We start from the raw sequence: 17,418 nt of genomic DNA on the forward strand, positions 1-17,418 counted from the left end.
TCAGGCGTGGCCGTTGAAGGCGTCGCGCATCCGGGAGAAGAAGCCGCCCTGCTTGGTCAGCTCGGCGACCTCCTCGCCACGGGTCTTGGCGAAGTCCCGCAGCATCCGCTCCTGGTCGGCGTCGAGCTTGGTCGGGGTGCGCACGTCGAGGTGGACGTAGAGGTCACCTCGGCCGGTGCCGCGCAGGTGGGGTACGCCTCGGGCCCGTAGCCGCAGGGTGCTGCCCGGCTGGGTGCCGGGCTTGACGTCGACCGGCTCCTCACTGTCGAGGGTCTTGATGGTCAGCCGGGTGCCCAGCGCCGCGGCGGTCATCGGCACGGTGACCCGGCAGTGCAGGTCGTCGCCCTTGCGGGAGAAGACGTCGTGGGGCCGCTCGTGGATCTCGACGTAGAGGTCACCGGCGGTACCACCGCCCGGACCGACCTCACCCTGCTGGGCCAGGCGGATCCGCATCCCGTCCTCCACCCCGGCCGGGATCTTCACCGTCAGCGACCGGCGGGTCCGGACCCGGCCGTCACCGGCACAGGTCGGGCAGGGGTGCGGGATGGTGGTGCCGTAACCCTGGCAGACCGTGCAGGGCCGGGCGGAGACCACCTGACCGAGGAAGGTGCGCTGCACCGACTGCACCTCACCCCGGCCACCGCACGCCTCGCAGGTGGCCAGGTGGGTGCCGGCGGCGGTACCGGCACCGGAGCAGGTGCTGCACAGCACGGCGGTGTCCACCGTGATCGGTGCCTCCACCCCGAAGGCGGTCTCCTGGAGGTCCAGTTCCAGCCGCAGGATCGCGTCGGCACCGGGCCGGGTACGCGGTCGCGGCCCCCGGCCCGCGCCGGTCGCCCCGCCGAAGAAGGCGTCCATGATGTCCTGGAAGCCGACGAAGGGACCGGCGCCACCGGGCCCGCCCGGTCCACCGGCACCGCCGCCGCCCGGGGCCAACGGGTCGCCACCGAGGTCGACGATCTGCCGCTTCCGATCGTCCGAGAGAACCTCGTACGCGGCGTTGATGTCCTTGAACTTCTCCTGTGCCTCCGGGTCCGGATTGACATCCGGGTGGAATTGCCGCGCCAGCTTGCGGTAGGCGCGCTTGATCTCGTCATCGGAGGCTCCTCGGCTGACGCCGAGAATGCCGTAGTAGTCCCTGGCCACTGCGTTCCGTGTCCTCGTGTTCGTCTCGCATTACGCCGGTCGGCGGCAGCCCACCGTCGGCCCTGACTGATCAGTTCTGGGCCAGCAGCTCGCCCACGTAGCGTGCCACGGCCCTCACCGTGGCGATGGTCCCGGGGTAGTCCATCCGGGTCGGCCCCAGTACGCCCATTCCCCCGACGATGGTCTCCCCCGGTCCGTAGCCGGTGCTGACCACGGAGGCCGCCCGCAGGTTGTCGATCTTGTTCTCGTCCCCGATGCGCACCCGCAGGGTGCTCGGCTCAACCTCACCGATGAGTTTGAGCAGGACGACCTCCTCTTCGAGGGCCTCCAGGATCGGCCGCAGCGAACCTTGGAAGTCCAGCAGGCCACCGCGGGCCAGGTTGGCGGTGCCGGCCAGCGCGATCCGCTCCTCGTGCCGCTCGACCAGTGTCTCCAGCAGCACGGTGGACAGGGTGGTCATGGCCGGCCGCAGGTGTGGCCCACACTCCTCGATGAGGGTCTGCACCAGGGGCGGGGTCTCCGACAGCTGGATGCCGACCAGCTTCTCGTTGACCGTCCGGCGCAGGTCCAGCACGTCGTCCGCGGCGATCGGGGCGGGCAGTTCGACCAGCCGCTGCTCGACCCGCCCGGTGTCGGTGATCACGACCAGCATCAGTCGGGTGGTCGAGATGGGCACCAGTTCCAGGTGGCGCACCCGGGAGCGGGCCAGGCTGGGGTACTGCACCACGGCGACCTGCCGGGTCAGTTGAGCCAGCAGCCGCACGGTGCGGTGCACCACGTCGTCGAGGTCCACCGCCCCGGCCAGGAACCGCTCGATCGCCCGGCGTTCGGCCGGGCTCAGCGGCTTGACCCGGCTCAACCGGTCGACGAAGAGCCGGTAGCCGCGGTCGGTGGGCACCCGGCCGGCACTGGTGTGCGGCTGCCGGATGTAGCCCTCCTCCTCCAGCACGGCCATGTCGTTTCTGACGGTGGCCGGTGAGACACCGAGCTGGTGCCGCTCGACCAGCGCCTTGCTGCCGACCGGCTCCTGGGTGGCGACGTAGTCCTCGACAATCGCCCGCAGTACGGCGAGCTTGCGGTCGTCGAGACCCATCTCCCACCTCCTGTCGCAGGTCAGTGTCGAGCGTCACCGTCGCCGAATAGGCACCCTGGCACTCGACTGTAGCGAGTGCCAGTCTACGTCGAGGCCCCCCGCCAGCGCGATGATCAAGAAGTGGAGCTGTCCGAGGGCCGATCGGCGACGTGACACTCGCCGGTGTCGCTATGGTGCGCCATTGCCGCTGACACCTACGGTGAGGTCCATGACCGAACCACCTCGTCCCCCAGATTACGGCGACGATCCCACCGCCCCGGTGTCCGGATCGTCTGGCCAGGGCGGCTACCCGCCGCCCGGCGGTTATCCCCCGCCCGGTGGCTACCCACCCCCCGGTGACCAGCCCTCGTCGGCCGGCTATCCGCCCCCGGGTGGTTATCCGCCGCCCGGCGGCTACCCTCCGCCCGGTGTCGGTTACCCGACCGGGGGCTATGGCGCGCCGGGAGGCGGCTACGGCGCGCCCGGGGGCGGGTACGGCACCAACGAGGACAAGACCTGGGCTCTCATCGCCCACTTCGGCGGTCCGCTCGGCGTGTTCATCGGTGGTGGCCTGCTCGGCTGGGTGGCGCCGCTGATCGCGAACATGACCCGTGGGCAGCAGTCCCCGACCGTACGGGCACACGCCGTCGCGGCCCTCAACTTCCAGCTCACCTGGGCGATCGTCGGGCTGCTGAGCTGGGTGCTCACCGCGATCACCTGCGGCATTCTGTTCTTCGTCCCGCTGCTGGTCTGGATCATCCCGGTGATCTTCGGCATCATCGCCGGGGTCAAGGCCAACGAGGGTGTCCTCTACCGCTACCCGATGAGCTACTCCTTCGTTAAGGGCTGATCGGCAGCTAGGGCAGCAGGTCACGCACCACGGCGTCGGCGAGCAGCCGGCCGCGCAGGGTCAGCACCGCGCGGCCGGCCGCGTAGTCGAGGGCGGCCAGCAGGCCGTCGGTCACCGCCCGCGCCGCAGCCGCCCGACCGGGGTCGTCCAGCACCTCCAGGGACAGGCCCTCGGCCAGCCGCAGCCGGAGCATGACCTCCTCCATCCGGGCCTCGTCGGGGGTCAGCACCTCCCGGGCCAGGCCAGGTGATTGCCCGGCGGCCAGGCGTTGGGCGTACGCGGTGGGATGTTTGACGTTCCACCAGCGCACCCCACCGACATGGCTGTGCGCCCCCGGTCCCAGGCCCCACCAGTTGCCGCCGGTCCAGTAGAGCAGGTTGTGCCGGCACCGGGCCGACGGCGTACGGGCCCAGTTGGACACCTCGTACCAGGAGAAACCGGCCGCCTCGAGGGCGGCCTCGGCGGCCAGGTAGCGGTCCGCGGCGACGTCGTCGTCCGGGTAGGGCAGCTCCCCCCGACGCATCCGCGCGGCCAGCCGGGTGCCGTCCTCGACGATCAGGGCGTACGCGCTGACGTGGTCGACCCCCGCCGTCACGACCTGCTCTAGGGAGGCGGCGAAGTCCTCCGGGCGCTCCCCCGGCGTACCGTAGATCAGATCCAGGTTGACGTGGTCGAACCCGGCCTCCCGAGCCTCCAGGGCGGCGGCCGTGGCCCGGCCGGCGCTGTGCCGGCGGTCGAGCACGGCGAGCACCCCCGGGGCGACCGACTGCATGCCCAGCGAGATCCGGGTGTAGCCGGCGGCCCGCAGCTCCTTCAGGGAGGCCGGGGTGACCGACTCCGGGTTGGCCTCGGTGGTCACCTCGGCGTCGGCGGCCAGCCCCCAGGTGCGGTCGATGGCGTCGAGGATGCGGGCCAGGTCCTCGGCGGGCAGCAGGGTGGGGGTCCCCCCGCCGACGAAGACGGTCTCCACTCGGCGGGGTGGGCGCTCGCCCAGCACCCGCGCGGCGAGGGTCAACTCGGCCAGCACGGTGTCGGCGTAGCTGTCCCGGCTGGCGCCGCCGCCCAACTCCTGCGCGGTGTAGGTGTTGAAGTCGCAGTAGCCGCAGCGACTGGCGCAGAAGGGCACGTGCACGTACACCCCGAAGCCGCCCTCATCGACTCTGGTCAGGGCTGAGGCGGGCAGCGACCCGTCGGCCGGGACGGGTTCGCCTGCTGGAAGGACGCCGGGCATGGCCACTAGTGTGCCCTCCCATGACCTCTCCCGACGCGCTGGTGCGGGTCACCACGGCCCGCGGGGTGAGCACCCTCACCCTGGACAGCCCGCACAACCGCAATGCGCTCTCCACTCCGTTGATGACCGAACTGCTGGCCGGGCTGCGTGCCGCGGTCGCCGACGACACCGTCCGGGTGATCGTGCTGGACCACACCGGCCCGGTCTTCTGTTCCGGGGCGGATCTGAAGGAGACGGCGGCGTCGTACGCCAGCGGGACCGTGCCGGCCGGGATGCTGGGTGAGGTCCTGGCGGCGGTCTGGGAGTGCCCGAAGCCCGTGCTGGCCCGGGTGGCCGGACCGGCCCGGGCCGGGGGTCTGGGCCTGATCGCGGCGGCCGACCTGGCGGTCTGCGCCGCCGAGGCCACCTTCGCCTTCACCGAGGTACGCATCGGGGTGATCCCGGCGGTGATCTCGGCGACCGTGCTGCCTCGGCTGCATCCTCGGGCGGCTGCCGAGTTGTACCTGACCGGGGACACCTTCGACGGCCTGCGGGCGGCGCAGATCGGTCTGGTCACGGCGGCAGTGCCGGCGCAGGAGCTGGACGCCGCGGTGCAGCGCTACTGCGACTCCCTGGTACGCGGTGCCCCCTCGGCGTTGGCCGGGGCCAAGGAGCTGCTGCGCCGGCCGCCCGCCACCGACCTGGGCGAGGAGTTGGCGGCGTTGAGCACCCTGTCCACCCGGTACTTCCTGTCCGGCGACGGCATCGAGGGGGTCATGGCCTTCCGGGAGAAGCGCCCCGCGCGCTGGGTGGCCGAACTCGACAGGTGAGGATCGGTCGGTAACGGGGAACTTCCCTTCCCGCGCGGATGACGCGCTTCGTGACGGAACTGGTCGGATGATCCAGATCGAGCGGCGAGGGACGTACGCTTTTGCGCGGACGTCGTACGGGAGGTGTGGGTGCGCACTCGGGTGGTCGTGGCGGGTTTCCTGGTCGTCGTGCTGGTCGCGGTGGCCGGCATCGTGCTCGGCATGCGGCAGGTGGGAGAGCGGCTGCGGTTGCCGCTGGCCAGCCGGGCGTGCACCGTGCAGGCCGACGGGAAGGTGACCCTGGACGCCCATCAGATGGCCAACGCGGCGACCATCGCGGCCATCGGCATCCAGCACGAGCTTCCGGACCGGGCGGTGGTGGTGGCGCTGGCCACCGCCTACCAGGAGTCCGGGCTACGCAACCTGGCCGACGGGGACCGCGACTCGGTGGGCCTGTTCCAGCAGCGACCCAGCCAGGGGTGGGGCACCCCGAAGCAGATCCAGGACCCCCGGTACGCGGCCGACCGGTTCTATTCGGCGCTGAAGAAGGTGCGCGGCTGGCAGGACATGCGGGTCACCGACGCGGCGCAGAAGGTGCAGCGTTCGGCCTTCCCGGAGGCGTACGAGAAGTGGGCCGACGAGTCGGAGGTGCTCACCCGGGCGCTGCTGGGCCACGCCACCGGCGCGGTGGTCTGCACCTTCGGGGGTGATCCGGCGATGCGGGGGGAGGCTGCCGCGACCGCCCTGACCAAGGGGCTGAGCCTGGACTGGGGGCTGACCGCCGCGGCGACCACGGCCAGCGGGCTGACGGTCGCCGCGGCCAACCAGCTCGAGGGCTGGCGGTACGCGCACTGGCTGGTCGCCCACGCCACCGATCACGGGGTGAAGCGGGTGCGGTTCGGCGACCTGGAGTGGACCAACCGGGGCGGTTCGTGGAGCCGGGTGGGTGACGGTTCACGGCAGTCCGCCGAGGTCGTCGCCGAGGTGTTCGGGGACTCCTGAGAGACCTCGAACTCCTTACCCGCAGTAACCGCAAAATCCGTCAATTCGTCTCCAACCCGCCGCCGATTACACTCTGAGTAGCCAGCGGTAGTCGCCCAGGTGCGTTGGGTGACCGTTGCTGTCAGGATCGATGCGGGTGGTCCCCGGGTCGGCGCGAAGGGGCGTTACGATCGGCCACCTGTGCCAGAAATGGTTTCACCTCATGGGGAGGGTACGACGTGGCATTCGACTACGGCGACCGCACCGGCTATGAACCGATCAGTGACGTCGACCGCAAGGAGTTCCATGAGCAGGGCTTTCTCCTGCTGCGCAACGTCCTGACCGAGGACCACCGGGCCGCCCTCGAAGCCGCGGTCGACCGGGTGTACGCCGAGGAGCAGGCCAAGGGCAACACCACCAAGGACGGCACCCTGCACCTGCTGGGCTTCCTTGAGCGCGACGAGCTCTTCGGTGACCTGCTCACCCACCCGATCGCCTTCCCGTACATGTGGGGCCTGGCCGGGTGGAACATCTACAGCCACCACAACCACCTCGACGTCACCCCGCCGGCCCTGGAGCCGGAGAAGCCGTACTGGGGGTGGCACCAGGACGGGTACCGGCAGAACTCCGACCCGGAGACGATGGACCCGAACCTGCCCCGGCCGATGTTCTCGCTGAAGGTCGCCTACGTGCTCTCCGACCTGTCGGAGACCGGTCGCGGTGCCACCAAGGTCATCCCGGGCAGCCACCTGTGGAACTCGCTGCCCCGCCCGGCGGACACCACGGTGCACAACCCGGACCCGGAGGGCACGGTCGAGATCACCGCCAACCCGGGCGACGCCTTCATCTTCGACCGTCGTCAGTGGCACTCGCGGTCGACGAACCTGTCGACCATCACCCGCAAGATGCTCTTCGTCGGCTACACCTACCGGTGGATCCGTCCCCTCGACGAGCTGCACATCGACAAGGACGGCGAGTGGTGGGCCAACCGCACCCCGGTGCAGCGTCAGCTCTGCGGTGAGGGCACCCACACCGCGAACTACTGGGGCATCAACTGGGACGGCTACATCGACGACGAGATTCCGCTGCGCAAGGAACTCAAGGAGCGCGGCCTGCTCAACCGCAACATCCCCTGGCTCCGCTAAGCGGTAAGGAAGGGCACCTTATTAACGCCTCGCGTACTAAAGGGTGCCCTTCTTAACACCCCCGGTGGGGTGTACAGCGAACGAAAAGGCACCCGACCGGATGGTCGGGTGCCTTTTCCGTGATCAGTTTTACCGGTGGGTGACTCCCCGGCGGTTGCGGCCGACCCCGGCGACCAGCGCGACCGCGATGGCGGCCAGCAGCACCTGGAGCATCAGCTCCCGCCAGTCGATACCGGCGGTCTCGGCGAAGCCGGAGGCACGGGCGATCACGGTACCGAGCAGGGCGGCACCGACACCGATGAGCATGTGCAGCCAGATCGGCATGGGCTGACGGCCCGGCACCACCAGGCGGCCCAGGGCGCCGATGATCAGACCGACGATCAGCGCGGTGATGATGCCCCAGACAGTGAACTCCATGGTCGCTCTCCTTCACAAAAGGCCGATCCACGTTCGTGGTTTTTTCTGTCGTGACCGCCTAATGCCCGACCCTCGAAGTTCTCAAACCGGCCCACCTGACTCAGGCCGCGCGTCGTGGTCAACACGCCGTTTCGGCGCAATGGGGGTCACCCGACACCTCGGCAACCGTCATTGCGCCGAAACGGTGACCACCTCCGGACCAGCCCGCACGACGAAGGCACCGCCGGTCGGATCGACCGGCGGTGCCTTCGGGGATCTTCCGCAGCCCGCGTACGCGGCGCGGCTACTTCTTGCCGGCGGCCTTGCCGTCGCCGGAGTCGGAGGACAGGGCGGCGATGAAGGCCTCCTGGGGGACCTCCACCCGGCCCACCATCTTCATCCGCTTCTTGCCTTCCTTCTGCTTCTCCAGCAGCTTGCGCTTACGGCTGATGTCACCGCCGTAGCACTTGGCCAGCACGTCCTTGCGGATCGCCCGGATGGTCTCCCGGGCGATGACCCGGCTGCCGATGGCGGCCTGGATCGGCACCTCGAACTGCTGGCGCGGGATCAGGTTGCGCAGCTTGGCGGCGATCGTGGTGCCGTAGGCGTACGCCTTGTCCTTGTGCACGATGGCGCTGAAGGCGTCCACCGGCTCGCCGTGCAGCAGGATGTCGACCTTCACCAGGTCGGACGCCTGCTCGTCGGTGGGCTCGTAGTCCAGCGAGGCGTAGCCCTTGGTGCGGCTCTTGAGCTGGTCGAAGAAGTCGAAGATGATCTCCGCCAGCGGCAGGGTGTAGCGCAGCTCCACCCGGTCGGCGGAGAGGTACTCCATGCCGAGCAGGCTGCCTCGACGGCTCTGGCACAGTTCCATCACCGCGCCGACGTAGTCGTTCGGGGTCAGCACGCTGGCCCGCACGGTCGGCTCGTACACCTCGGCGATCTTGCCGGTGGGGTACTCGCTCGGGTTGGTGACCACGACCTCCTGGCCGTCCTCAGAGATGGCCCGGTAGACCACGTTGGGGGCGGTGGAGATCAGATCCAGGTTGAACTCCCGCTCCAGCCGCTCCCCGATGATCTCCAGGTGCAGCAGGCCGAGGAAGCCGCAGCGGAACCCGAAGCCCAGCGCACCGGAGGTCTCCGGCTCGTAGGTCAGTGCGGCGTCGTTGAGCTTGAGCTTGTCCAGGGCGTCCCGCAGGGCCGGGTAGTCCGACCCGTCGATCGGGTACAGACCCGAGTAGACCATCGGCTTGGGGTCCTTGTAGCCGCCGAGCGGCTCGGCCGCCGGGCGCCCGTTGATGGTGACCGTGTCACCCACCCGGGACTGCCGGACGTCCTTCACCCCGGTGATCAGGTAGCCGACCTCCCCGACACCCAGGGCGTCGGACTTCACCATCTCCGGCGAGATGACCCCGATCTCCAGCAGCTCGTGGACCGCGCCGGTGGACATCATCTTGATCCGGTCCCGGGCGCTGATCCGCCCGTCGATCACCCGGACGTAGGTGACCACACCCCGGTAGACGTCGTACACCGAGTCGAAGATCATCGCCCGGGCGGGGGCCTCGGCGTCACCGACCGGCGGGACGAACTGCCGGACGATCTCGTCGAGCAGGTACGGCACCCCCTCGCCGGTCTTGCCGGAGACCTTGATGCAGTCCGCCGGGTCCCCGCCGATCAGGTGGGCCAGTTCCTCGGCGTACTTCTCCGGCTGGGCGGCCGGCAGGTCGATCTTGTTGAGCACCGGAATGATGCGCAGGTCGTTCTCAAGGGCCAGATACAGGTTGGCCAGGGTCTGGGCCTCGATGCCCTGGGCGGCGTCGACCAGCAGGATCGCGCCCTCGCAGGCGGCCAGGGAGCGGGACACCTCGTAGGTGAAGTCCACGTGCCCCGGGGTATCGATCATGTTGAGTACGGCCTGCTCGCCGGCCCGCTCACCATCGCGGATGGTCCACGGCATGCGTACGGCCTGGCTCTTGATGGTGATGCCGCGCTCGCGCTCGATGTCCATCCGGTCGAGGTATTGCGCACGCATCTGCCGAGGGTCGACCACACCGGTGAGCTGCAACATCCGGTCGGCCAGGGTCGACTTCCCATGGTCGATGTGGGCGATGATGCAGAAGTTCCTGATCCGCCCCGGGTCGGTGGCACCAGGAGCGTTCGCGCCGGTATCGAGCGTCGGTGGCACAGCGGTCCGTTCTGGTCGGCTGACGTGAGCAGGCCGGCTCATGCCGGCCCCCTCTATGCTCCCACGTCCCCGCCGAGCATCGGCCGGGCGTCCGTCACTCCTGAGGTGGCTCGACGAAGAGGGCCGCCAGCCTGGGCAACCGGCGCCGGGCCTCGTCGGCGTCGTCGAAGTCCCAGAAGTCGTTCAGGTCCGGCACCGGCGGCGACTCCCGATCGGTGGGCAGATCGGTAGCGGTCGCCTTGCGGTACGCGTCCCACGGCACCGCCAGCATGTCCTCGCACTCGAACTCCTCGCCGCTGAGGGCAGCCGACCGCACCCGGGGCAACTCGGCCAGGGAGTCCGGGTCGGCCACCGCGCGGGCGAAGACCTCCCTGCCCTGGGTCATCAGCCAGCCCCGGAAGTACTCGAACCCGTCGTCGGAGGCACCCCCGTTGATCAGGTACGCGGCACCCCACAGGTCCACCCGGTAGGAAGCGCTCAGCACCCGTCGCTGATGGTGGGCGTACCCGACGATCTCCTCGGGGTCGCGGGCGGCGAGCAGCGCGACCGCCCGGGCGGCGACGGCGCTCGGCTCTCCCCCGCCGGACCGAGCCCTGTCGATCAACTGCCAGAAGTCGTCGGTCCTCATGGCCTGGCAGTCTGACAGACGCCCCCGGCGGTCACCGCACCTTGCCGGGCGGTCGGGTCCCCCCAGGTCGCCGCCACCGGGCAGCATGGTCGGGTGAGCAACCCGCCCGTGCCGTACCACGCCACCGCCCAGCGGCCCGGCTGGGCGGCCCTGCCGGCGGCGGTCCGGGCCGCCGTGTCGGCCCGCCTCGGCGCCCCGGTGGTCGAGGCCCGGGTAGCCACCGCCGGCTTCACCCGGGGTTTCGCCGCGGTGCTGCGCACCGCCGAGGGTGACAGCGCCTTCGTGAAGGCCGCGGCCCGCGCCGAGCAGCCTCACCTGGTCGACTGGTACGCCCGGGAGGCCGCCATCCTCGCCCGGCTACCCGCCGGACTGCCCGTGCCGGGACTGCGCTGGACCCTGTGGGAGGCCGGCTGGTACGCGCTGTGCCTGGACCCGGTCGAGGGGCACACCCCCCGGCTGCCGTGGGACCCGGCGGAGCTGGACGCCACCCTGACCGGCTACGTCGACATCGCCGCCGCCCTGGCCGACCCCCCGACCGAACTCGCCGGTCTCGGGCTGCCCCACCTGGCCGACCTGGCCCGGGAGGACATCCTCTGGTGGGGCGAGGTGGCCGCCGGCCGGGAACCGACTCCGCCGCTACCGGCATCGGCGGTCGGCCGGCTGACCGAACTGGTCGCGCTGGAGTCGAAACTGCCCGGGTACGCCGCCGAAGCGACCGGCCTGACCCACGGTGACCTGCGGGTGGACAACGTCCTGATCGGCGCCGACCGAACGGCCTGGTTCTGCGACTGGACCTGGCTGTGTCACGGACCGGCCTGGTTCGACCTGGTCGGCCTGCTGATCACCGGGTACGCCAGCGGACTGGAGGTGGACGCCCGGTTCGCCACCCACCCGGCCGCCGCCGACGCGCCTGCGGACGCGCTGGACGTGACCCTGGCCGCCCTGGCCGGCTACCACCTGACCGCCGCCGCCGCTGCCCCACCGACCGCCTCGGCCCAACTCCCCGCCCACCAGCGGTGGACCGGCGAGCAGGCCCTGGCCTGGCTGGCCCGCCGCCAGGGATGGAGCTGACCGGGTCTCCGGTCGAGGGCGACCAGGGCCGTGGAGGGCTGCCGCAGGCGGGCCCGGGGTGGCACCCGGTCTCGCGGCGAGCCAGGTATGGTGGGCCCGGGCCGCGCCCCGGCGTGGGTCGGGTGCCGTTTTGGCCCGTCCGAACTGACCTGGTAACCTGGCTCTTCGCGCAGCGATGACGCATGCTCGTCGCGCGCACAAGCTGACCAACCCGAGCTATCAAGACGAGGCTGTCGCGTGGCGAACATCAAGTCCCAGATCAAGCGCAACCGGCAGAACGAGAAGCGCCGGCTGCGTAACAAGTCGGTCAAGTCGTCGCTGAAGACCGCCATCCGCAAGTTCCACGAGGCTGCTGAGGCCGGTGACGCCGAGAAGGCCACCGCGCTGATGCAGGACGCCTCTCGGAAGCTGGACAAGGCGGCCAGCAAGGGCGTCATCCACGCCAACCAGGCGGCGAACCGCAAGTCGGCGATCGCCAAGCGCGTGGCGTCGCTCGCCTCCTGAGCGGACGACCGCAGACCTGACGTAAGCCCCGGGGCCGGGTGCCCCGGGGCTTACGCTCGTGCTCCAGCGGTGACCACGGCCCCGGCGGCTTTCCGATCCGGCTCGGCTCGGCGGCTACTCACGGTCTCGGCTCGGCTCGGCGGCTACTCACTGTCTCGGCTCGGCGGCTGTTTACGGTCTCGGTTTGTCGGTGCCTGCGGTGCGGTCGATCGGCTCGACACTGTCCGCAGGCTCCACCCGGAGCACCACTCCGGGCACGCTGTGCGGCAGCCAGTCGACCTGGGCCCGCCCGACTACCGGTTCCATCTGCCGCCGGAACCGGTCGCGTTCCTGCTCGGGTACGGCTGCCGCCGAGCGGATCACCGCCGCGGCCACCAGGTCGTTGAGCTTGACCATGACAGCCACCGCCGCGGGAAGCACCACGACCGCCCACCAGGTGACCAACTCGGCCAGGACCAGCAGGGTTGCCAGGGCGATCGCCCCTTCGAAGAAGACGAAGCAGAGCACCCCACCCGGGTTGACGACCCGCAGCCCGAGCGCCCGGGCGTAGAGCGGTCGGTAACGCTGCTGGTCGGCCGAGATCGTGGCCCAGGAACCACGCAGGGCTCCGCTCATCTGGCGCCGCCCCGCGCGGCGGCTACCGAGAAGACGGCCCGCTCCAGCGCGTACGCCCGATCGTCCGACCCGCCCTTGACCGCCGCGTTGCACTCGGCCGCCGCCTGCATCGCCTGGACCAACCCCTCCGGCGTCCAGCCACGCGCCTGCCGCTGGGCCCGCTCGACCTTCCACGGCGGCATGCCCAGGCTGCTGGCCAACTGGTACGGGCTGCCCCGCCCGGCGGAGGCGACCCGGGCGACCGTACGGATGCCGTCGGCGAGAGCGTCTGCGATCGGCACCGGGTCCACCCCGACGTGCAGGGCCCAGCGCAGGGCCTCCAGCGCCCCCGGCACGTCACCGACCATGGTGGCGTCGGCCACGGTGAAGCCGCTCACCTCCACCCGGCCCCGGTAGTAGCGGGACACGGTATCGGCGCTGATCCGACCGTCGGTGTCGGCGATCAGCTGGGCACAGGCCGCGGCCAGCTCCCGCAGATCGTTGCCGACCGCGGCGATCAACGCCTCGGCGGCGTCGTCGGCGCACCGGCCGCCGGCCCGCCGGAACTCGTCCCGGACGAAGGCCACCCGGTCCCGGTGCCCCTTGAGTTTGGCGGCGGGCATGATCTGGGCACCGGCTGCCTTCAGCCCGTCGGCGAAGGCCTTGCCCTTGGCCGCGCCGAGATGCTGCACGATGAGCTGCACATCCGGGTCGGGATTCTTCGCGTACGCCAGCAGGGCCGCAACCAGGTCCTTGCGGGCGTCCTGACCGGACCGCAGCACCAGCACCCGGCGCCCTCCGAACAGCGACGGGCTGAGCATCTCGTCGATCTCGCCGACGGTGAGCTGCCCGGCCTGGTACTCGCGGACGTCCACCTCCGGATCGACGGCCCGGGCGGTGGCGACCGTTTGGGCCACCGCACGCGTGGCGAGCAGCTCCTCGTCACCGAGGACGAGCACAATAGGAGCGGCACTGGCGGCGGTCACGCCGCCCATATTCGCACGCTCGCCAGCCCGGTCCAGTCGGGTCGACCGCACGGTGCGAGCAGACCCCGCACAAAGCGCAAATCCCGACATACCCCCAATTCTCCGCTTATCCCCATAAGCTAGGGTCAATTTCTGCCTTTTATCGCGACCGGCGGTGAATCCGGCTCACGGTCTGGACCTACTCAGGTCTACCCCGCCGGGCACCACGGCCAGCCCGGCCCCATCGCGCACCACGGCCACATCCCCCTCCAGGTCGGTACGCAACACCCGCGCCCCGCCCCGGGCCAGCCTGGCCAGCACCGCGTCGTTCGGATGCCCGTAGGTGTTGCCCGCCCCCACCGGCACCAGGGCCACCCTCGCGGCGATGGCGTCCAGAAAACCCGGATCCTGGTACGCGCTGCCGTGGTGGGCGACCTTCAGCACATCGGCCCGCAGCCGGTGGGCCGGCAACTGCTCCCGCACGGCCTGCTGCTCCTCCGTCTCGGCATCACCGGTGAGCATGATCCGCACCCCGGCCACCGTGGCGAACAGCATCAGGGAGTTGTTGTTCGGGTCCGACCGGGTCCCGCGCATCGGGTAGGGGGGTCCCACCACGACAAGGTCCACGGCACCGGCCTGATACCGCCACCCAGCCGCAACGGGCACCACCGGGGTGCCACGACCCTCGGCGGCATCGTGGATCTGCTGTCGTCCGGTGGCCGGCTCCGGCCACTGCGGAGTCGACACCAGGTCTACCTGCCGCCCCCGGAAGACCCCCGCCACACCCCCGGTGTGGTCGACATGAAAGTGGCTGACCACCAGCAGCGGAACCCGGCGCACATCGAGCCGGCGCAGGCAGGCGTCCGCCGCCTGCGGGTCCGGGCCGGCGTCGACCACGACCGCCCGTCCGGGGGCCACCGGCAACACCACCGTGTCGCCCTGCCCGACGGCGCAGACCGCGATCACCCAGCCCTTCGGCGGCCAGCCCGGCGCGATCACCCGCACCGGCACGGCACCGAGCACCACCGCGACCGTGCCCACCGCCACCAGGCGACGCACCACCGGCCGCCGGACGGCGACCAACAGGGCCACGGTCAGCCCGGCCAGCAGCAGGGCCCCGGTCACCCCACCCGGCCAGGGCAGGTTGCCCATCGGCAGGCGGGCGCCGTACCGGGCGACCAGCACCAGCCACCACGCCGGCCAGTGCGCCAACCACGCGGCCACCTCGGCACCGAAGGGCCAGATCGGCGACACCGTCGCGGACAGCACCCCGAGCACGGTCGCCGGGGCGATGGCCGGCACCACGAGCAGGTTCGCCGGCACCGCGACCAGACTGATGGTGCCCGACAGCCCGGCGATCACCGGCGAACAGGCCAACTGCGCGGCAGCCGGCACCGCCAGCGCCTCGGCCGCCCCCGGTGGTACCCCCCGCCGCCGCAACCCGTCGCGCCACCGGGGCGCGAGCAGCAACAGACCACCGGTGGCCAGCACCGACAGCGCGAAGCCGGCGTCGCCGGCCAGATCGGGGTCGACAAGCACCAGCACCGCGACGGCGGCGGCCAGGGCCGGCACGGCCGCTCGGGGACGGCCGGCGGCCAACGCAGCAAGCCCGATCGCCCCCATGGTGGCCGCCCGGACCACACTCGGCGAGGGACGGACCAGGATGACGAAGCCCACCAGCGCCACCCCGCAGAGGACGGCCGCCAGACCCGGCCCGGCCCGCGCCCACCGGGCCAGCAGCAGCACCGCCCCCACGACGATCGCGACATTGGACCCGGACACCGCGTTGAGGTGGGTCATTCCGGTGGCCCGGAAGTCCTCCTCGACCTCCTCGGGCAGCCGGCTGGTGTCCCCCACCACCAGCCCGGGCAGCAGGCCACCCGGCTCGTCCGGCAACGGTGCACACGCCTGTTGCAGGCCGACCCGGAGCCGACCGGCCGCCCGTTGCAGGGCTGAGGGTTCCCCTAGCCGGTCAGGTGGGCCCGAGGCCAGCAGTACGGCGCCGGTCAGGTCACCGCCGCGCGGTGCGGTCAACTTCCCCGCTGCGGTGAGACGTTGACCGGGCAGCAGGTGCCGCCAGGCCGGGTCGTCGGCGAGGACCAGCACCCGGGCGGGTACGGTGACCCGCTGCTCCGCCGGGCCGGTGACGCTCACCAACTTGGTCCGTACCAGCAGGGTGGGTGGGCGGCCGACGATGCCACCGCGTACCGGCCGTGGGTCGTCCCGGACGACCAGTTCGGCGGTGACCTGGGCCCGGTCCTCGACGAGGGCGCGGAGCGGCTCGGTGTCGCGTACGGCCAGCCGGGCCGAGGTGGCGGCGCCGCCGCAGACCACCCCGATCAGCACGGCCACCACGATCCAGCCGTAGCGCCGGGCGACCGTGCCGGGACGACCGACGAACCCGAGCAGGTGCAGCGCCGCCAGCCCGGCCAGGCCGGCAGCGACGACGGCCGGCAGCAGGGCCCGCCGGGCGTCGAGATGCAGCCCGGCCAGGGCGGTCAGCCAGGCCGCCACGGCCAGCCCGGCCAGCCGCAGGTCAGGCGGTTGCCCGCCGCTCGGGTCGACGATCGCCCCGAAGGGACCGGTGCTCCCGGGCACCGGTGAGGGCGACCCGGAGGTGGAGAGCCCGTCCGTCCTCACACCGTCACCAGGTCTTTGAGTTCCTCGTACCGCGCTTCGCCGATGCCGTTGACCTGGCGCAGGTCGCTGACGGACCGGAAGCCGCCGTGCTGGTCGCGGTGCTCGATGATGCGTCGGGCCAGCACCGGCCCCACCCCGGGCAGGGTCTCCAACTGGGCCTGAGTCGCGGTGTTCAGGTTGACCCGCCCGCCCGCGCCCGGATCGCCACCGACTGCCGGGCCGGCGCCCGCCGCCGGGGTGGGAGCCGCCACCCCGACCACGATCAACTCCCCGTCGGTGACCTTGCGGGCCGGATTGAGCATGGCGACGTCCACCCCGGGCAACGCGCCACCGGCCGCCTCGACGGCATCGGCGACCCGCGCACCGGCCGGCAGGCGCACCAGCCCCGGACGACGGACCTTGCCCGCCACCGCCACGACCACCTCGCCGGTCGCCCCCTCGGCCGACCCGTCCTCCGGAATGTCCGAGGGGTCCGGCGCGGGCGCAGCGGTCACGGCAGCGACCGGCTCGACCTGTGGTCGGGAGCGCCAGGTCCACCCGGCCGCCCCGAGCACCACCAGGACCGCGACGACCGCCAGCGCCCGAACCCCCCGCCGACCCGGATCGAACGCACCCGGCCCCGGCAGCCGGGACACCGGTGCGGCTTCGGTCGGCTCGTGCCCTGGCCCGGACTGCCAGACCGATGAACCTCCCCCGACTCCCCTGCCGCCCGCCTGCCCTGATGTATCGATCGACACCGAGTCCGCCGGCGACCCGGGATCGACCAGCGGCACCGACCCAGCCAGCGGTACACCATCGGCCAACGGCACCGGCCCCACCAGCGGCACGGCCTCGGCCAGCGGCATCGGTTCAGCCAGCGGCTCCGGGTCGGTCGGTTCGGGATCGACCCAGGCGGGCCGAGCCGACCGGACCCGTCTGGCCGTGACCGGTCCGGAGGCGGTCGGCCCGGAGGCGGTCGGTGTGTGTGGCTGCTGGCCGGTGGGCGCCGGAACAGGCAGTGGCACCGTCGGCCACTCCAACGGGGTGGTCGCAACCGTGGCGGCCTGCGGTACCGAATCGAGGCCGGATGGCCAGGGTCTGACTGAGGCACCGAAGCGCGGGTCGGTCGCCGATTCCCCCGGCACCGCTGTCGGTGGTAGGTCGGCACCACGCTCGGCCGCGCCGGGCATCAGTCGCCACAGGCGCGCCCGTACCGCCGTCTCCTCGTCGTTGGACACTGCGCGAG

16 protein-coding genes are annotated in these 17,418 nt (G+C 71.5%); 6 read left to right on the forward strand and 10 right to left on the reverse strand.

Going from position 1 to position 17,418, the window contains the following annotated elements:
- Both dnaJ and hrcA read right to left on the reverse strand, forming a co-directional pair.
- On the reverse strand, positions 1 to 1,146 hold the full coding sequence (dnaJ, locus tag ACGFIK_RS24865) for a molecular chaperone DnaJ (protein ID WP_357531626.1): 1,146 nt from the start codon (positions 1,144 to 1,146) through the stop codon (positions 1 to 3).
- 70 nt (positions 1,147 to 1,216) lie between these two features.
- Complete coding sequence (gene hrcA, locus ACGFIK_RS24870; protein ID WP_393341557.1) at positions 1,217 to 2,239, reverse strand: heat-inducible transcriptional repressor HrcA; 1,023 nt, start codon at positions 2,237 to 2,239, stop codon at positions 1,217 to 1,219.
- A 208-nt stretch (positions 2,240 to 2,447) separates the two neighbouring features.
- Here hrcA and ACGFIK_RS24875 point away from each other — a divergent pair, with 208 nt between their 5' ends.
- Complete coding sequence (locus ACGFIK_RS24875) at positions 2,448 to 3,068, forward strand: DUF4870 domain-containing protein (protein ID WP_327024519.1); 621 nt, start codon at positions 2,448 to 2,450, stop codon at positions 3,066 to 3,068.
- 7 nt (positions 3,069 to 3,075) lie between these two features.
- Here the strand turns inward: ACGFIK_RS24875 and hemW are convergent, their stop codons facing one another.
- Complete coding sequence (gene hemW / locus ACGFIK_RS24880; RefSeq protein ID WP_327024518.1) at positions 3,076 to 4,299, reverse strand: radical SAM family heme chaperone HemW; 1,224 nt, start codon at positions 4,297 to 4,299, stop codon at positions 3,076 to 3,078.
- Positions 4,300 to 4,319: 20 nt separating this feature from the next.
- Here hemW and ACGFIK_RS24885 point away from each other — a divergent pair, with 20 nt between their 5' ends.
- From ACGFIK_RS24885 to ACGFIK_RS24895, 3 genes are all read left to right on the forward strand, one after another.
- Complete coding sequence (locus ACGFIK_RS24885; RefSeq protein ID WP_393341561.1) at positions 4,320 to 5,108, forward strand: enoyl-CoA hydratase-related protein; 789 nt, start codon at positions 4,320 to 4,322, stop codon at positions 5,106 to 5,108.
- 123 nt (positions 5,109 to 5,231) lie between these two features.
- Positions 5,232 to 6,089: a hypothetical protein gene (locus ACGFIK_RS24890; protein WP_327024516.1), complete on the forward strand. Its 858-nt coding sequence runs from the start codon at positions 5,232 to 5,234 to the stop codon at positions 6,087 to 6,089.
- 218 nt (positions 6,090 to 6,307) lie between these two features.
- The gene (locus ACGFIK_RS24895) at positions 6,308 to 7,213 is read left to right on the forward strand and encodes a phytanoyl-CoA dioxygenase family protein (protein ID WP_327024515.1); all 906 of its coding nucleotides are present in this window, start codon (positions 6,308 to 6,310) and stop codon (positions 7,211 to 7,213) included.
- Positions 7,214 to 7,342: 129 nt separating this feature from the next.
- Here the strand turns inward: ACGFIK_RS24895 and ACGFIK_RS24900 are convergent, their stop codons facing one another.
- The 3 genes from ACGFIK_RS24900 to ACGFIK_RS24910 form a co-directional block, all read right to left on the reverse strand.
- Positions 7,343 to 7,630 carry a GlsB/YeaQ/YmgE family stress response membrane protein gene (locus ACGFIK_RS24900; RefSeq protein WP_327024514.1) on the reverse strand — a complete coding sequence of 96 codons (288 nt, stop codon included), beginning with the start codon at positions 7,628 to 7,630 and terminating at the stop codon, positions 7,343 to 7,345.
- 283 nt (positions 7,631 to 7,913) lie between these two features.
- Positions 7,914 to 9,791, reverse strand: a complete 1,878-nt coding sequence (gene lepA, locus ACGFIK_RS24905; protein ID WP_327027001.1) for a translation elongation factor 4 — start codon at positions 9,789 to 9,791, stop codon at positions 7,914 to 7,916.
- A 94-nt stretch (positions 9,792 to 9,885) separates the two neighbouring features.
- A complete protein-coding gene (locus ACGFIK_RS24910; protein WP_327024513.1) occupies positions 9,886 to 10,419 on the reverse strand; it encodes a DUF4240 domain-containing protein in 534 nt (177 codons plus the stop codon).
- Between the two features lie 93 nt (positions 10,420 to 10,512).
- Here ACGFIK_RS24910 and ACGFIK_RS24915 point away from each other — a divergent pair, with 93 nt between their 5' ends.
- Together ACGFIK_RS24915 and rpsT are read left to right on the forward strand one after the other, a co-directional pair.
- On the forward strand, positions 10,513 to 11,490 hold the full coding sequence (locus ACGFIK_RS24915; RefSeq protein ID WP_357531621.1) for an aminoglycoside phosphotransferase family protein: 978 nt from the start codon (positions 10,513 to 10,515) through the stop codon (positions 11,488 to 11,490).
- 237 nt (positions 11,491 to 11,727) lie between these two features.
- Entirely contained in the window at positions 11,728 to 11,994 is a 267-nt protein-coding gene (gene rpsT / locus ACGFIK_RS24920; protein ID WP_102659200.1) for a 30S ribosomal protein S20, read from the forward strand.
- A gap of 171 nt (positions 11,995 to 12,165) precedes the next feature.
- Here the strand turns inward: rpsT and ACGFIK_RS24925 are convergent, their stop codons facing one another.
- The 4 genes from ACGFIK_RS24925 to ACGFIK_RS24940 form a co-directional block, all read right to left on the reverse strand.
- Positions 12,166 to 12,609 carry a hypothetical protein gene (locus ACGFIK_RS24925; RefSeq protein ID WP_327024512.1) on the reverse strand — a complete coding sequence of 148 codons (444 nt, stop codon included), beginning with the start codon at positions 12,607 to 12,609 and terminating at the stop codon, positions 12,166 to 12,168.
- The gene (gene holA, locus ACGFIK_RS24930) at positions 12,606 to 13,583 is read right to left on the reverse strand and encodes a DNA polymerase III subunit delta (RefSeq protein WP_357531620.1); all 978 of its coding nucleotides are present in this window, start codon (positions 13,581 to 13,583) and stop codon (positions 12,606 to 12,608) included. The genes ACGFIK_RS24925 and holA overlap by 4 nt, the downstream gene beginning before the upstream one ends.
- Before the next feature lie 156 nt (positions 13,584 to 13,739).
- Positions 13,740 to 16,151: a ComEC/Rec2 family competence protein gene (locus ACGFIK_RS24935; RefSeq protein WP_393341594.1), complete on the reverse strand. Its 2,412-nt coding sequence runs from the start codon at positions 16,149 to 16,151 to the stop codon at positions 13,740 to 13,742.
- A 38-nt stretch (positions 16,152 to 16,189) separates the two neighbouring features.
- On the reverse strand, positions 16,190 to 17,038 hold the full coding sequence (locus tag ACGFIK_RS24940) for a helix-hairpin-helix domain-containing protein (RefSeq protein ID WP_393341597.1): 849 nt from the start codon (positions 17,036 to 17,038) through the stop codon (positions 16,190 to 16,192).
- Positions 17,039 to 17,418: the final 380 nt, after the last annotated feature.

The sequence above is a fragment of the Micromonospora sp. NPDC048871 genome (genome assembly GCF_043198155.1).
Lineage (GTDB): Bacteria > Actinomycetota > Actinomycetes > Mycobacteriales > Micromonosporaceae > Micromonospora.

Coding starts and splice junctions, on each gene's coding strand:
- hrcA (WP_393341557.1), bottom strand. CDS start 2,239: ATGGGTCTCGACGACCGCAAGCTCGCCGTACTGCGGGCGATTGTCGAG.
- ACGFIK_RS24875 (WP_327024519.1), top strand. CDS start 2,448: ATGACCGAACCACCTCGTCCCCCAGATTACGGCGACGATCCCACCGCC.
- hemW (WP_327024518.1), bottom strand. CDS start 4,299: ATGCCCGGCGTCCTTCCAGCAGGCGAACCCGTCCCGGCCGACGGGTCG.
- ACGFIK_RS24885 (WP_393341561.1), top strand. CDS start 4,320: ATGACCTCTCCCGACGCGCTGGTGCGGGTCACCACGGCCCGCGGGGTG.
- ACGFIK_RS24900 (WP_327024514.1), bottom strand. CDS start 7,630: ATGGAGTTCACTGTCTGGGGCATCATCACCGCGCTGATCGTCGGTCTG.
- ACGFIK_RS24910 (WP_327024513.1), bottom strand. CDS start 10,419: ATGAGGACCGACGACTTCTGGCAGTTGATCGACAGGGCTCGGTCCGGC.
- ACGFIK_RS24925 (WP_327024512.1), bottom strand. CDS start 12,609: ATGAGCGGAGCCCTGCGTGGTTCCTGGGCCACGATCTCGGCCGACCAG.
- holA (WP_357531620.1), bottom strand. CDS start 13,583: ATGGGCGGCGTGACCGCCGCCAGTGCCGCTCCTATTGTGCTCGTCCTC.
- ACGFIK_RS24940 (WP_393341597.1), bottom strand. CDS start 17,038: ATGCCGCTGGCCGAGGCCGTGCCGCTGGTGGGGCCGGTGCCGTTGGCC.